Genomic DNA, 14,690 nt, shown 5'->3' on the forward strand with positions numbered 1-14,690 from the left:
CGTGCCAAGAGGGATGGCTCGAAGGAGAATCACTCGTGCATACAGTTATGCCGGAATGTGACACTCGGCCCAGCGCAGGCGGCGCTTTGCTCGCCGCGCGGAACGCCGATGCCGTCGCAACAGGCGCACCGCTGGGCCGTATCGGCAATCTCGAAGTGCGGCTTGCCCGCAATGAGGCCGAGATCGCCGCCGCGCAGGAAGTGCGCTACCGGGTGTTTTATGACGAGCTTGGCGCCAGGAAGGACCTGTTCCAGGCGCAGGACCGGCGCGACGCCGACCGCTTCGACCCGCTGTGCGACCATCTCCTCGTGCTGGACACTTCGATCTCCGGCCCCGAGCATCGCCGCATCGTCGGCACTTACCGCCTGCTGCGGCAAGAGATTGCCGCGACCGCCGGCGGCTTCTATTCCGAAGGCGAGTTCGAACTGACCAAGCTGATCGCCCGCCATCCCGGCCAGCGCTTCCTTGAGCTCGGCCGCTCCTGCGTGCTGCCGGAATACCGCTCGAAGCGCACCATCGAGGCGCTGTGGCAAGGCATCTGGGCCTACATCAACCACTATGAGATCGGCGTGATGACCGGTTGTGCCTCGTTCCCTGGCACGGTGCCGGCTGCGCATGCCGAGGCGCTCACCTACCTTGCCCATCACTGCCGGACCAACTCCGCCTGGGATGTGCGGGCGGTCTCCGGCCGCTATTGCTCGATGGATCTGATGCCGATCGAGGCAGTCAACGCCAAGGCGGCGATCGCGGCCATGCCGCCGCTGGTCAAGGGCTATCTGCGCGTCGGCGCCCGCATCGGCGACGGCTGCGTCATCGACCGTGAGTTCTCCACCGTCGATGTGTTCGTGGTGATGCCGGTCAAGGAAATCGGCGCCCGCTACGTCAACTATTATGGCGGGGAAGCGCAGCGCTTTGCGGCGTGAGGCAGTAGGCAGTAGGCAGTAGGCAGTAGTGAAGGCTGCCGCGAATTGCTGACTACCGACTATTCTCTATTCCCTATTCCCTATTCCCTATTCCCTATTCCCTCTCCCTACGGAATATCCTCCGGTCGCCGTCCCGGGCGGCTCTTGTAGGACGGAAAGGTCCAGCCGAATTTCAGCGCGCCGCCGCGCACCAGGAAAGCCGCGACGAAGCCGGCAATATCCGAGGCGAGCGGCGGCAGGCCGGCAAGATCGCCAAGTGTGTAGAGGCCGGCGCCCGCGAGTGCGGCGGTGACGTAGATTTCGGGCCTGAGCAGCACCGATGGCTCGCCGGCCAGCAGATCGCGCAGGATGCCGCCAAATGTGGCGGTCAACACGCCCATAACAACGGAGACGACCGGCGAGCCGGTGATGGCCAGCCCCTTGGCCGCGCCCATTACGGAAAAGGCCGCCAATCCGATGGCGTCGAGCCAGAGCAGCCATTTCCAGCGGGATTCGACGCGGTGGGCGATGAAGAAGACCAGCACCGCAACCGCCGCGCAAACCAGCACATAGCCGGAGTTGGCGACCCAAAAGACGGGCAGGTTGAGGATGACGTCGCGAAGCGTGCCGCCGCCAATGCCGGTGACGCTGGCCAGAAACAGGAAGCCGATAATGTCGAGCTGCTTGCGCGAAGCCGCCAACGCCCCGGTCGCGGCAAAGACGGCGACGCCGGCATAGTCGAGGAGGTCGATGGGTGTCAGGGACATGAGGTAGTAGGGATTGGGAATTAGGGAAAGTATGAATAACACGAAGCCGCGCGATTGATACGCCTGCCCCTATTCCCTATTCCCTATTCCCTACTGCCTACCCTACTCACGCATCCTTCTCGGCCTGCTCGTTCACCGGCCCCGGCTCGACCGGCGCTTCGGTGGCCGCGATCTTGGGGCCGCCCTTGGCGACCCCGACCATGGCCGGCCGCAGCACGCGCTCGCCGATCGAATAGCCCGGCTGCACGACCTGGACGACGGTGTTGGCCGGCACATCGGGATTGGGCACTTCGAACATCGCCTGGTGGAAATTCGGGTCGAACTTCTCACCTTCCGGTTCGAGCTTCTTCACCCCATGCCGTTCCAGCGTCGACAGCATGGCGCGCTCGGTGATCTCGACGCCGTCGATCAGCGCCTTGAAGCCGGCATCTCCGGCCGCTTTCGCCTCGGCGGGGATAGCATCGAGCGCGCGGCGCAGATTGTCCGACACCGACAGCATGTCGCGGGCGAAATTGGCCACCGCATAGGCGCGCGCATCATGCACGTCGCGGGCGGTGCGGCGGCGCAGATTCTCCATCTCGGCTGCGACGCGCAGCGCGCGGTCCTTCAGCTCCTCGTTTTCCTTCAGCAGCCGCACCAGCGCTTCATAGTCGCCGTCGATGCCGCCTTGCGTGCGCTCGGCCTCGGCCGTTTCGATATCCTCGGGCGCGCGTTCGTCTTTTGTCTGGTCGCTCATCGCCATTTCCCGTCATTCGAATGGTTTGGATTTGCGCCCGATATCGAGGTTTGGCGGCCAAAAATCAAGGGGCAAGCCCAGGAGGACGCCCCACAGCAGGCAATGTTGCGGGCTGCCCGTCGGACTTGGTGCGGGGCGCAAGGACGTTCAAAATTAATTCAAACTTTACCGTAACGGCAGCCTTTGCTTGCCAATACCCCGCTATGGGGAACCATTCAAAGCTTGGAGGAGTTTTGAAACCGACACAGGATTTGAGACAATGGACCGCAATACTGGCAACAGAAGCGAAGAGCTCGCCGCCGACATCAGGCGCCAGTTCGGCACCGAGGCGACGACGCGCTTCTTGCGCACCTTGCCGGCCTTCCGCACCGAGGCCGACATTCCCGCCCGTTTCCGGGATCTGCTCGACCGGCTGGACGGCATAGAAGCCAGCATGGCCGGCGGCCAACGCCGTCAATAGCGATGCTATCGCGCGACAATTACGCGCAGTAATTTTGCGTGAGCTTTTCCTTGCGGCAGCGGGACGCCCCGCCTATGCTTCCTGATGAACATGATTTCCCCCGAGACGGCCGCCAACAGCAAGCGCGCCTGGTTGAAGATCCTGGCGCGCTACAAGAAGCCCGACCGGCGACGCAGCACTCTTGAACTCGCCATCACCCTTATTCCTTTCGTTACGCTGTGGGCGCTGTCTTCGGCAGCCTATTCCTATGGCCACTGGTGGGGCTTGATCCTGATCCTTCCCGCCGCCGGTTTTCTGGTGCGGATCTTCATGATCCAGCACGATTGCGGCCACGGCTCCTTCTTCGCCAACCGCACTGCCGACGACTGGATCGGCCGCGCGCTCGGCGTGCTGACGCTGACCCCTTACGATTGCTGGCGGCGCGCGCACGCCACCCATCACGCCAGCGCCGGCAATCTTGACGAGCGCGGCATGGGCGATATCAGGACGTTGACGGTTGCTGAATACCGGCAGCTGTCTTGGCGGGGACGCCTTGCCTATCGTCTCTACCGCCATCCCCTGGTGATGTTCGGCCTTGGCCCGATCTGGCTGTTCATCTTCGAGCAGAGGCTGCCGGTCGGCATGATGCGCGGCGGCCTGACGCCCTGGGTGTCGTCGATGACCACCAATCTCGGCATCGCGGTCGCGGCAGCGCTGCTTATCTGGCTGGTCGGCCCCGGCGCTTTCCTGATCGTCCATTTGCCGATCGTGATCCTGGCCGGATCGGCCGGAATCTGGCTGTTCTACGTCCAGCACCAGTTCGAGGAGACGGAATGGGCGAAGGACGAAGAGTGGGAATTCCAGCGTGCCGCCCTGCACGGCTCGTCCTATTATGATTTGCCGCCGGTGCTGAACTGGTTCACCGGCAATATCGGCGTCCATCACGTGCACCATCTCTCGGCCAAGGTGCCGGGCTACCGGCTGCAGGAAGTGCTGCGCGACTATCCCGAACTGCGCGGCATCGGCCGCGTCACGCTCCTCGACAGCCTGCGCTGCGTCAAGCTTGCGTTGTGGGACGAGAACCGCCGCAAGCTGGTCTCGTTTCGCGAAGCGCGGGCCTTGGCCTAAAAGCAATTCCAGCAAAGTGTGAGGCGGTTTTCCGGGCTTTCGCTTGGGAATTCCGTAAGACAAAGAAAAAAACCGCCGCACCGAAGGCGCGGCGGCATCTCCCAAAAACCGGCTCAGGCAGCCTTGCGCTCCTCGCGCATCCAGACCTTGCAGCCCTGATCATGTCAGGCGCCTTTTCGGCGATCATGATGGACGGTGCATTGGTGTTGCCGCCGATGAGCGCCGATTCCTCCCTCGCGCCCGGCGGATATTTCCGTCCGGACAGCCAGGAGAAGGCCCGATCACAGTCTTTGTAAAGACAGGCGGAATTACCGTCGCGTCAGCTGTTGCGAACGCGCCGCCAGGAGTATTTCGGCCCCTTCGGCTCCGACGCTTCGGTCGGCTGATAGTAAAGGCCCAGCCCGCCTGTGCGGCCTTCTTCGAGGCGCTTCAGCAGAACCGGGTTGGAGATTTCGAACTCGTCGAAGCCGAGGCGCAGCATATGCGGCAGCTGGTCGACGAGCACCTGGCCAGTGGCGCGGACCGCGCCCTCGAAATGGTAGCGGCTGCGCAGCAATTCGCCCTTGGAAAACGAGCGGCCATCGCTGAAGGCCGGGAAGGCCAGCGCCACCAGCGACAGCTGGTCGAGCAGATCCACAATCTTTTCCAGCTGGTCGCCGGGCTGCAGCGCGACGCCAAGCCGCTCCTTGGCCGAGCGCCGCACTTCGGCATCGAGGCCGAGAAATGCCTGCAACGGCAGGATGAAGCGGCCATTGCCCGTCAGCGCGTCTGCGCTTTCGGCATGGCTCCACTCGTCTTCGCGAAAACCCGTCGGGGTCCAGAGGCGGGTCTCCGCTGTGGTCTGTTCAGTCATCGAAAATTCCTAAAGCCCCAAAAAATCGAAAGTCCGCGAAAGCCGGTCCACACGAAACCGGCGGCCTCCGGGTGGAAGCCGCCGTTTGCACAGGCCGTTCTCACCTGAATATCAGTATATCCTATAGCGATGCGTCGGTCAGCGACACTTCCAGTCCCGACAGATGGATGCCGCACTCGGTCTTGGCATGACCGGCCCAGCGGCCGCTGCGCGCATCCTCTCCCGGCTGCACCGGCTGCGTGCACGGGAAACAGCCGATCGACAGATAGCCGTACGCAACCAGCGGATTTTCGCGCAGCGCATGCGCGCGCATGTAGTCGGCCTGGTCGGATGTCGTCCAGTGCGCCAGCGGATTGATGCGTACGCGCGGGCCGACCGCCTCGAACACCGGCAGCGCGGCTCGCGTCGCCGCCTGGAAGCGCTTCCGGCCGGTCAGCCAGGCCCGGAAGGGGGCGACGCCGCGCGCCAGCGGCTCGACCTTGCGCACGTCGCAGCAGGCATCGGTATTGCTCTGGTGCAGATTGCCGGTCGGATCGACCCGCTCGAGCGCCGCGTCTTCGGGCTTGATCACCCTGATGTTGGTCAGCCCGAAATCGGCGACCAGCGCATCGCGATAGCCCAGCGTCTCTTCGAAATGCTTGCCGGTGTCCAGGAAGATGACCGGCAGCGTGCGGTCGACCTTGGCGATCATATGCAGCAGGACGGCGGAATCCGCGCCGAAGGACGACACGGCGGCGATCTCGTCATGAAACAATTCGCTCGCCGCGCGTTCGATGATGTCGAGCGGGCTCAGATGTCCATACAGCGCGTCGAAGCCCGCCGCTTTGGCGGCGATGCTGTCGTCGACGTCGACGATGCGGTCAAGCGGCCTTGGTTTCGCCAGCATAGAGCGCCTCCTTGAACGGCGCGGGACCGACACGGCGGTAGGCGTCGATAAAACGTTCACTGGGACCGAGCCGAAGGCCGAGATAGGTGTCGACGATCTGCTCGATGGCGTCCGTGATCTCTTCCGAAGAGAAGCCGCGGCCGATGATTTCGCCAACCGAGGTGTTCTCGTCGGCCGATCCGCCAAGCGTCACCTGGTACAGTTCGGAGCCTTTCTTCTCGACGCCGAGGATACCGATATGGCCGACATGGTGATGGCCGCAGGCATTGATGCAGCCGGAAATCTTGAGCTTCAATTCGCCGATCTCGCGCTGCCGCTCGAGCGAGGCGAAGCGAAGCGAAATCTCCTGCGCGATCGGGATCGAGCGCGCCGTCGCCAGCGCGCAATAGTCGAGGCCAGGGCACGCGATAATATCGCTGATCAGGTTGGAATTGGCCGTCGCGAGGCCAATGTCGACCAAAGCGTCGTAGACCGCTTTCAAATCGGCGCGCGCCACATGCGGCAGGATCAGGTTCTGCTCATGGCTGACGCGCAATTCGTCGAAAGCGTATTTCTCGGCGATGTCGGCGACCGCTTCCATCTGGCTGTCGGTGGCATCGCCCGGCACTTCGCCGATACCTTTCAGCGAAATCGTCACCGCGGCATAGTCGGGATGGCGATGCGTCACGACATTCTGGTCGAGCCAATCCGAGAAGCTTTTGGAATCGAGCCGCGCCAGCTTGATCGCCGCGTCGCCTTCCGGCCGGGCGGTCAGTGCCGGCGGCGCGAAATAGGCGTCGATGGCACGGATGTCGGCTTCCGGCAGCTTCAGCTCGGCGTCCTTCAGCTCCTGCCATTCGGCCTCGACCTGGCGGGTGATTTCCTCGACGCCGGTCTCGTGGACGAGGATCTTGATGCGCGCCTTGTACTTGTTGTCGCGGCGGCCATAGAGGTTGTACACGCGCAGGATCGCGGTGCAGTAGGACAGCAGGTCGGCTTCCGGCAGGAAGTCGCGGATCTTGCGCGCCACCATCGGCGTGCGGCCCTGGCCGCCACCGACATAGACGGCAAAGCCGAGCTCGCCGGCGGCGTCCTTCTTCAGATGCAGACCGATATCATGCGTCTGGATGGCGGCGCGGTCGCGCTCGGCCCCGGTCACCGCGATCTTGAACTTGCGCGGCAGGAACGAGAATTCCGGATGCACAGACGACCATTGCCGCAGGATCTCGGCATAGGGGCGCGGATCAGCGACCTCGTCGGCGGCGGCGCCGGCAAAATGATCGGCGGTGACGTTGCGGATGCAATTGCCGCTGGTCTGGATGGCATGCATCTCGACGCTGGCGAGATCGGCCAGGATCGCCGGAATGTCGGACAGCGCCGGCCAGTTGAACTGGATGTTCTGGCGCGTGGTGAAGTGGCCGTAGCCCTTGTCGTATTTGCGCGCGATGTGGCCGAGCATGCGCAGTTGCGCGCTGTTCAGCGTGCCATAGGGCACCGCGATGCGCAGCATGTAGGCGTGCAGCTGCAGGTAGACGCCGTTCATCAGCCGCAGCGGCCGGAACTGATCCTCGGTGATCTCGCCGGACAGCCGGCGTTCGACCTGGTCGCTGAACTCGGCGACGCGGGCCTGGACAAAATCGTGGTCGAACTCATCGTAGCGGTACATGTTTCGTCTTTCAGGGCGCGTCCGCCCGTATTTTGTTACGCTGCCCGCGCAGCCTGCTTGCCCAGATCTTCCCGGATGGTCGGGCCGGCGGCGCGGATCTTTTCGCGCAGCCGCACCGGCACGACGATGCCATTGACGACTTCAGCGTCGATCAGATTGACGTCGACAACCTGATTGTTGGCGTTGGCCTTGGCGCCGATTGCTTCCAGCCTGTCCTCTGCCGCTTGGTCATGGGCAAGGTCGGCATGGTCGACCGTCTCGGCCCAGCCGCCGTCGGCGTACCAGACGGCGATGCCGTCGGAGAGGCGGTTTGCGGTCAGTATCTTCATGGCTCGACCTCTGCGCCGGCCGCGTTGGCGGCGCCCTCATAGTTATGTGCCGCGAGCGGCTCGGAACGTTCAAAGTTGGCGCCGGCAACCGCGTCGCCGATGATGGTCATCACCGGACCGGCCAGATCGGCGCGCGCTTCCAGCGACGGCAAATCGGCCAGCGTGCCGTGGAAACGGCGGCGGTTCTGCAAGCTGGCATTCTCGACCACGGCAACCGCCGTGTCCGGCGACAGGCCGGCCTCGATCAGCCGCCCGGCGACTTCGGCGGCGACCGAGCGGCCCATATAGACGGCGACGGTGGCGCCGGAAATGGCGAGCTTGGCCCAATCCGGCAGCGAATTGCCCTTCAGATCATGGCCGGTGGTGAACACCATCGACGAGGAGACGCCGCGCAGCGTCAGCGGCAGCTCGAAGTCGGCGGCGGCGGCAAAGGCGGCGGTGACGCCGGGGACGACATCATAGGCGATGCCGGCATCGCGCAGTGCGGCCATCTCCTCGCCGGCGCGGCCGAACACCAGCGGGTCGCCCGACTTCAGCCGCACGACGCGCTTGCCCTGCCTGCCAAGCTCGACCAGCAGCGCATTGATCTCGGCCTGGCTCTTGGTGTGGCATCCCTTGCGTTTTCCGACCGGCAGCCGCTCGGCGTCGCGGCGGCCCATGGCGACGATCGCCTCCGGCACCAACGCGTCATAGACGATGACGTCGGCTTCCATCAAAAGCCGATGCGCGCGCAGCGTCAGAAGATCCTCAGCACCTGGCCCGGCGCCGACCAGGGCGATATGGCCCGAAGCCGGAGCCTTCGACAGCAACAGATCGGCGGCGGCGTCATGCGCCTGCGAAAGCTCGCCGGCTTCGACGGCGCGCGCCGGTGCACCCTGGAAAAAACTGCTCCAGAACTGGCGGCGGGCGTTGCCTTTCGGCAGCAGCTTTTCGGCGGCACCCCGGAACGAGGCGGCAAGCGCTGCCAGCGGCCCGAGCGACGGCGACAGCATGCGGTCGATGCGGCTGCGCAGCATCTGCGCCAGCACCGGACCCGCGCCTTCCGTGCCGATGGCGATGGCGACCGGGGCGCGGTTGACCAGCGCCGGGGTGAAGAAATCGCACAGCTCCGGCCGGTCGACGGCATTGACCGGAATGCCAAGGCGGCGCGCATCGTCGGCGACGCGGCGGTCGAGCCTCTCGTCGCCGCTGGCGGCAAACACCAAGACCGAGCCTTCGAGATGCGCGGCGTCGTAGGGGGCGTCGATACGGATGGCGCCGGTCGCGGCGATGAAGCTCAGCAATTCGGCATCGGCAACATCGGCGATGATGCGAAGCACAGCACTTGACTGATCGAGCAGCCGCGCCTTGGCCAATGCTTCGCCTCCGCCGCCGACGATGGCCACGGCTTCGCCTTCGACCCGCATGAAGACCGGGAACGCGGTGAGCTTGGGATTGGTGTGCGGCATGACGAACAGATTCCGGAACAATTCGGCAGTTTTAGGCGCGGACGCGAAAAAGCTGAAGGAACCCACTCGCGCATCCCCTGACGGGAGGCAATCGGTTTTCCGCAAGCCAAAGGGCCAAGAGAAAAATATTCCACATCCGCATATCAGGCGGATTCAAGCTGCTGCCGCAGGCTTTGTTCTGCGGCTCTTTTATCCGGGAGCCGGCCAAGCTGCAAAATTATTTTTTCTAAATTCTACCAATCTAGTAGATTAAAGCCGTCACCTCGGACATTGCTCCGATAGACGATAGATCGGGCTTGATATGGCTGCGTGCGATCTCGGCGAACGAAGTGGAACGTTCCCGCTTCGCCACGCGTTCTGCCCCTGCCGTAACAGACAATCGTCGGCTGGATTTGAACCTTCAAACAGGAGCCCGCAAATGAGCAAGATCAACCTGAAACATGGCCTTTTGGTCATGGTGGCCGATGGCGAAAAAGCGCTGTTCCTGAAGAACGAGGGCGACAATCTCTATCCGAACCTGCAGCTCTTCCAGGAGATGAAACAGGACAATCCGGCGACGCGCGAGCAAGGCAGCGACAGTCCCGGCCGCTACAATGACGGCCCCTCCGTGCATCGCAGCGCGGTTGAGGAAACCGACTGGCACCGGCAGGGCAAGGAACGCTTTGCCGAAGAGATCGCAGACCGGCTCTACAAGCTCGCCCATCACGGCATCTTCGACGACATCGTGCTGGTCGCGCCACCGCTGGTGCTCGGCACCATGCGCAAGAAACTGCACAAGGAAGTCACCGACAAGGTGCAGGCGGAGATCCCAAAGACCCTGACCAACCGCCCGCTGATCGATATCGAGGCCATGCTGCAGGCGGCGTGACGCATCGATCGTTCGGTATTGGCGCGCGCAGCGGTTTTGCTGCGCGCGCCTTTCGTTTTCGGTGCCTCTGGCCACCAATTTACGTCTTGCGGGTTGCGTCGCCCGCACCCCCTCCACCATATTGAAAAAGGCGGCGGCTTCGGGCGGCGCACACCCGACATTTCCCGAAAGGCGCTCCATAGACAATGCCGCATGACACGCCCCTTATCGCCACCATCGTCGCCGGTCTGGGGCTGGCATTCATCTTCGGGGCGCTCGCCAACCGTTTTCGCATCCCGCCGCTGGTCGGCTACCTCGTCGCCGGCGTACTGGTCGGACCGAACACGCCGGGTTTCGTCGCCGATGCCGGTCTTGCCAATGAGTTGGCCGAAATCGGCGTCATCCTGCTCATGTTCGGCGTCGGCCTGCATTTCTCGCTGAAGGATCTTCTCTCCGTCCGCGCCATCGCCGTACCCGGCGCCATCGTCCAGATCGGCTTTGCCACCGCGCTGGGCGCCGGCCTTGCCTGGATGCTCGGCTGGTCGATGGGCGCAGGGCTCGTCTTCGGTCTGGCGCTTTCCGTCGCGTCCACAGTGGTGCTGTTGCGCGCGTTGCAGGAGCGACGGCTGATCGAGACCGAGCGCGGCCGCATCGCCGTCGGCTGGCTGATCGTCGAGGACCTCGCCATGGTGCTGGCGCTGGTGCTTTTGCCGGCGTTGGCCGGCGTGCTCGGCGGCCAGCCGCAGGTCGATGACCATGCGAGCCTTTTGTCGCTGCCGGCCAGCTACGGCATCTGGGGCGTCGTCGGCCTCACGCTCGCCAAGGTCGCCGCCTTCGTCATCGTCATGCTGGTGGTCGGCCGCCGGGTCATTCCGTGGATCCTGCATTACGTCGCCCATACCGGCTCGCGCGAACTGTTCCGGCTGGCGGTGCTGGCGATCGCGCTCGGCGTCGCATTCGGCGCCGCCAAACTGTTCGGCGTCTCGCTGGCGCTCGGTGCCTTCTTCGCCGGCATGATCATGAGCGAATCCGAGCTCAGCCACCGCGCGGCGGAGGAATCACTGCCGCTGCGCGACGCCTTCTCGGTGCTGTTCTTCGTCTCGGTCGGCATGCTGTTCGATCCGTTCAGCCTGATGAGCAATGGCTGGCCGATCCTGGCGACGCTGGCCATCATCGTCATCGGCAAGTCGCTGGCCGCCTTCGTTATCGTCATCGCCTTCCGCTATCCGCTGGGAACCGCCTTGATGATCTCGGCCAGCCTCGCGCAGATCGGCGAATTCTCCTTCATCCTGGCCGAGCTCGGCGTCGGGCTGAAGCTGTTGCCCGAACAGGGACGCGACCTGATCCTGGCAGGCGCCATCCTGTCGATCCTGGTCAATCCGCTGATGTTCCTCGCCCTCGACTGGATGAAGCCATGGCTGGACGCGCGCGCCGCCAAGGCAGCACCACCGGAAGAGGCCAAGCCGGTCGGCCCGGCGACGCAGCCCGGACAAGTGGCCTCGGTGGCCGCCGCGGCAAAAGAGAATGGCCCACCGCCACGCACAACGCTTTCGGGCCACACCATCCTGATCGGCTACGGCCGCGTCGGCAGCCTGGTCGGCGCGGCGCTGAAACAGGCATCGCTGCCCTTCCTGGTCATCGAGGACGCCGACAAGACGCTGGCGAGGCTCAGAGACGACGGCGTCGAAATCGTCTCCGGCAATGCGGCCAATGGGGGCGTGTTTGCCGCCGCCAATCCGCAGGGGGCCAAACGCTTGATCCTTGCCATCCCCAACGCGTTCGAGGCCGGGCAGATCGTGCTCAGGGCACGCGCCGCGAATCCCGGCATCAACGTCATAGCGAGGGCCCATTCCGATGCCGAGGTCGAGCATCTCAAAGGCCTCGGCGCCGACACCGTCATCATGGGCGAACGCGAGATCGCCCGCGGCATCGTGCAAGAAGTGCTGGAGCAAAAGCCGATGCCGCGTCCCGAAGCCATTGAGCCCTCCCCGGCCTGAGGCTTGCCCACAGGCGCGTTGATCACGCCACGAAGGCGGAGCCGCCATTATGCGCGACGCTGGCGAGATACTTTGCCGGCGGCTTGCCGAGCGCTTTCTTGAACATGGTGATGAAGGCGGTGACGGAGGCGTAGCCGAGATCGCCCGAAACCTGCTGCACGCTGGCACCCGAGGCCAGCTCCCGTATGGCCACGATCAGGTGCAATTGCTGGCGCCAGCGGCCGAAGCTCAGGCCGGTCTCCTTCACAATGAGACGGGCGAGGCTGCTTTCTGAGAGCGCGACGCGGTTGGCCCACTCGGCAAGCGTGCTGCGGTCGGCGGGGTCCTGCGCCAATGCTTCGGCGATCCGCCGTAAGCGCGGCTCGGCGGAGATCGGCAGATGCAGTTGCTGGACAGGCATGCGCGGCAGTTCGGAGAGCAGCATCCCAGTCAAAAGCGCGTCCTTCCCGTCGTCTTCCTCCATGCGGTCGGCCAGCTCGATGATCAATTCGCGCAGCAGCGGCGAGATCGACAGCGTGCAGCACCGGTCCGGCAGATCGGCGGCTCCCGGCTCGATATAGACGAAGAAAATCCGCGCATTGGCGGTCGCGATATTGCTGTGTCCCATGCCGCCGGGAATCCACACCCCGCAATGTGGCGGCACCATCCACAGGCCGCTCGGGACGCGGCATGTGACGCCACCGCCGAGCGCGAAGACGAGTTGGCCCTTGCGGTGCCAATGGGTCGCCACTTCCGCTTTGGTTTCGGTGACATCGACGCGAACCGCAATTGCAGGAGCGATCACATCATCGACGTCGAAATTGACCCAGGGGTAGCGGAGAGGCTGTCTCATGATTGACGGCTTTTAGCGACTATTCGCCATGATAGCTAAATTCTTTGATCCGGGAAGTCGATAGGCTCTGGTTCTTGGCTGGCATTTCACAAACCGGCAGGAAGGCTTCCCATGCGCGCCCTGGTCATCTCTCCCGACAGCCCCGCCGGACTGACGTTTGCCGAGGCCAACGAACCTCAACCCCTCGCCAACGAAGCGCTTGTCTGCGTCCACGCAACCTCGTTGAACCGCGGCGAACTGCGCCTGCTCACCATACGCCCAAAAGGCTGGATACCCGGCCAGGACATCGCAGGGATTGTCGAACGGGCGGCAGCCGATGGCTCCGGGCCTGCCGTCGGCGCCCGGGTTGTGGCTTTGGTCGACGAGGCCGGCTGGGCGCAACGGGTCGCCGTTCCGACCGACCGCTTCGCCGTCATCCCGGATGAGGTCAGCTTCGTTTCCGCCGCCACGCTTCCCGTGGCGGGCACGACGGCCCTAAGGGTCTTGCGCCATGGCGGCGACCTCGCGGGACAGCAGGTCCTGATCACCGGCGCGAGCGGTGCGGTCGGCCGTTTCCAGATCCAGCTCGCCCGCGAGCAAGGCGCCGCGGTGACCGCAATCGCCGCTGCCCGGCATGCCGAGGATCTGCGCAGCCTTGGTGCCAAACAGGTTGTCGAGTCGATCGAACTGGCTGAAGGACCATTCTCGCTGATCACCGAGTCGGTCGGCGGCCAAAGCCTAGCACTCGCTATCGAGCGCGTCGCGCCGGGCGGTACCATCGTCATGTTCGGTTCGAGCAGCGGCGAACTCACACCGGTTGGCTTCAGGCAGTTCGTTCCCGGCCACGAGGGTGCGAGGCTTCAGACCTTCGCCTACTACACATCCGGTCCAGCCATTGGCGTGGACATCGCCTCGCTGCTCGCTCTGGTCGCGGCTGGCCGGCTGGAAACCCGCGTGTCCATGACCGTGCCGTGGACAGACATCGCCCAGGCTCTGGACGCCCTGCGACAGCGCAGCTTCAGCGGCAAGGCTGTTCTCACCATCGCCGAATGAGCAGTCTGTCAGTGCTCAGACGTGCTGGCCGCCATTGATGTGGATTTCCGAGCCCGTCACATAGGACGCCTGCTGCGAGCACAGGAAGAAGATGATGTCGGCGACCTCAGCCGTGGCGCCGAGGCGCCTGAGAGGGATCGTCTCGACGATCTTGTCGGTGCCCGGCGACAGGATCGCGGTGTCGATCTCGCCCGGCGCGATCGCATTGACGCGGATGCCGTGCGGGCCGAAATCATGCGCCATCTCGCGCGTCAGCGAACCGAGCGCCGCCTTCGATGTCGCATATGCGGTACCGGCGAAGGGATGCACGCGGGTGCCGGCGATCGAGGTGACGTTGACGATCGAGCCCTTCGCCGCCGCCAATTCCTTGAACAGGCCCCGCGCGAGCATGATCGGCGCGAAGAAATTGACCTGGAACACATCGCGCCAGACATGCATCGGCGTGTCGATCGAATCCATGCGGCTGTTGCCGTCCTTGAGCTTTGGCGAAATGCCGGCATTGTTGACCAGAGCGTGCAATTGCCCGCCATGCGCTTCCAGCCGGTGACGGATCTCCGAGACGGCGATGCCGACATCCTCCTGGTCGGCGAGATCGACCTTGATGTGGTCCTCTGGGCCGGCTGGCCACGGGCAATCCTCGGCAAAAGCCTGGCGCGAACAGGTGATGACCCGCCAGCCCTCACGGGAAAAGCGCTTGACCGTGGCATGGCCGATGCCGCGGCTGGCTCCGGTCAGCACGATGGTTTTTCTGGTGTCGGTCTCAGCCATGTCTGTCACTCCGGCCGGAGATGTAGCCGAATGCCGCGGAGGTGGCGAGAGGCCGAATTGTCACCGCAGCTCTCATATGAG

16 protein-coding genes are annotated in these 14,690 nt (G+C 64.2%); 7 read left to right on the forward strand and 9 right to left on the reverse strand.

Features of this window, described 5'->3' with window-relative positions; genetic code table 11:
* Positions 1-47: 47 nt before the first annotated feature.
* Complete coding sequence (gene olsB, locus ACYG97_RS18735; RefSeq protein ID WP_023683057.1) at positions 48-923, forward strand: l-ornithine N(alpha)-acyltransferase; 876 nt, start codon at positions 48-50, stop codon at positions 921-923.
* 107 nt (positions 924-1,030) lie between these two features.
* Here olsB and ACYG97_RS18740 read toward each other — a convergent pair whose 3' ends face one another.
* Positions 1,031-1,663 carry a trimeric intracellular cation channel family protein gene (locus tag ACYG97_RS18740; RefSeq protein ID WP_023683056.1) on the reverse strand — a complete coding sequence of 211 codons (633 nt, stop codon included), beginning with the start codon at positions 1,661-1,663 and terminating at the stop codon, positions 1,031-1,033.
* 112 nt (positions 1,664-1,775) lie between these two features.
* On the reverse strand, positions 1,776-2,405 hold the full coding sequence (gene grpE, locus ACYG97_RS18745; RefSeq protein ID WP_023691975.1) for a nucleotide exchange factor GrpE: 630 nt from the start codon (positions 2,403-2,405) through the stop codon (positions 1,776-1,778).
* A gap of 259 nt (positions 2,406-2,664) precedes the next feature.
* Here grpE and ACYG97_RS18750 point away from each other — a divergent pair, with 259 nt between their 5' ends.
* Together ACYG97_RS18750 and ACYG97_RS18755 are read left to right on the forward strand one after the other, a co-directional pair.
* Positions 2,665-2,865, forward strand: a complete 201-nt coding sequence (locus ACYG97_RS18750) for a hypothetical protein (RefSeq protein WP_023669766.1) — start codon at positions 2,665-2,667, stop codon at positions 2,863-2,865.
* A gap of 84 nt (positions 2,866-2,949) precedes the next feature.
* The gene (locus tag ACYG97_RS18755) at positions 2,950-3,972 is read left to right on the forward strand and encodes a fatty acid desaturase (RefSeq protein ID WP_023669767.1); all 1,023 of its coding nucleotides are present in this window, start codon (positions 2,950-2,952) and stop codon (positions 3,970-3,972) included.
* 319 nt (positions 3,973-4,291) lie between these two features.
* Here ACYG97_RS18755 and ACYG97_RS18760 read toward each other — a convergent pair whose 3' ends face one another.
* From ACYG97_RS18760 to cysG, 5 genes are all read right to left on the reverse strand, one after another.
* Complete coding sequence (locus tag ACYG97_RS18760) at positions 4,292-4,825, reverse strand: DUF934 domain-containing protein (protein ID WP_023726456.1); 534 nt, start codon at positions 4,823-4,825, stop codon at positions 4,292-4,294.
* A 121-nt stretch (positions 4,826-4,946) separates the two neighbouring features.
* Positions 4,947-5,711 carry a phosphoadenylyl-sulfate reductase gene (locus ACYG97_RS18765; RefSeq protein WP_023700114.1) on the reverse strand — a complete coding sequence of 255 codons (765 nt, stop codon included), beginning with the start codon at positions 5,709-5,711 and terminating at the stop codon, positions 4,947-4,949.
* Complete coding sequence (locus tag ACYG97_RS18770) at positions 5,686-7,356, reverse strand: nitrite/sulfite reductase (RefSeq protein WP_023726455.1); 1,671 nt, start codon at positions 7,354-7,356, stop codon at positions 5,686-5,688. Before ACYG97_RS18770 ends, ACYG97_RS18765 begins: the two co-directional genes overlap by 26 nt.
* Positions 7,357-7,391: 35 nt before the next feature.
* Complete coding sequence (locus tag ACYG97_RS18775; protein ID WP_023691980.1) at positions 7,392-7,685, reverse strand: DUF2849 domain-containing protein; 294 nt, start codon at positions 7,683-7,685, stop codon at positions 7,392-7,394.
* Complete coding sequence (gene cysG / locus ACYG97_RS18780; protein ID WP_023726454.1) at positions 7,682-9,133, reverse strand: siroheme synthase CysG; 1,452 nt, start codon at positions 9,131-9,133, stop codon at positions 7,682-7,684. The genes ACYG97_RS18775 and cysG overlap by 4 nt, the downstream gene beginning before the upstream one ends.
* Here cysG and ACYG97_RS18785 point away from each other — a divergent pair.
* The 3 genes from ACYG97_RS18785 (at position 9,132) to ACYG97_RS18795 (ending at position 11,977) form a co-directional block, all read left to right on the forward strand.
* On the forward strand, positions 9,132-9,386 hold the full coding sequence (locus ACYG97_RS18785) for a hypothetical protein (RefSeq protein WP_156933432.1): 255 nt from the start codon (positions 9,132-9,134) through the stop codon (positions 9,384-9,386). The genes cysG and ACYG97_RS18785 overlap by 2 nt on opposite strands.
* Before the next feature lie 165 nt (positions 9,387-9,551).
* Complete coding sequence (locus ACYG97_RS18790; RefSeq protein ID WP_023669773.1) at positions 9,552-10,001, forward strand: baeRF12 domain-containing protein; 450 nt, start codon at positions 9,552-9,554, stop codon at positions 9,999-10,001.
* Between the two features lie 185 nt (positions 10,002-10,186).
* A complete protein-coding gene (locus ACYG97_RS18795; protein ID WP_023733592.1) occupies positions 10,187-11,977 on the forward strand; it encodes a cation:proton antiporter domain-containing protein in 1,791 nt (596 codons plus the stop codon).
* Between the two features lie 22 nt (positions 11,978-11,999).
* Here the strand turns inward: ACYG97_RS18795 and ACYG97_RS18800 are convergent, their stop codons facing one another.
* Positions 12,000-12,809, reverse strand: a complete 810-nt coding sequence (locus ACYG97_RS18800; RefSeq protein WP_023733593.1) for an AraC family transcriptional regulator — start codon at positions 12,807-12,809, stop codon at positions 12,000-12,002.
* Positions 12,810-12,920: 111 nt separating this feature from the next.
* Between ACYG97_RS18800 and ACYG97_RS18805 the strand changes: the two genes are divergently transcribed.
* Positions 12,921-13,841, forward strand: a complete 921-nt coding sequence (locus ACYG97_RS18805) for a zinc-binding dehydrogenase (protein WP_023733594.1) — start codon at positions 12,921-12,923, stop codon at positions 13,839-13,841.
* Positions 13,842-13,856: 15 nt separating this feature from the next.
* On the opposite strand, the gene ACYG97_RS18810 is transcribed toward ACYG97_RS18805, so the two are convergent.
* Positions 13,857-14,609: an SDR family NAD(P)-dependent oxidoreductase gene (locus tag ACYG97_RS18810; protein ID WP_023733595.1), complete on the reverse strand. Its 753-nt coding sequence runs from the start codon at positions 14,607-14,609 to the stop codon at positions 13,857-13,859.
* Positions 14,610-14,690: the final 81 nt, after the last annotated feature.

The organism is Mesorhizobium sp. W067 (assembly GCF_054719525.1).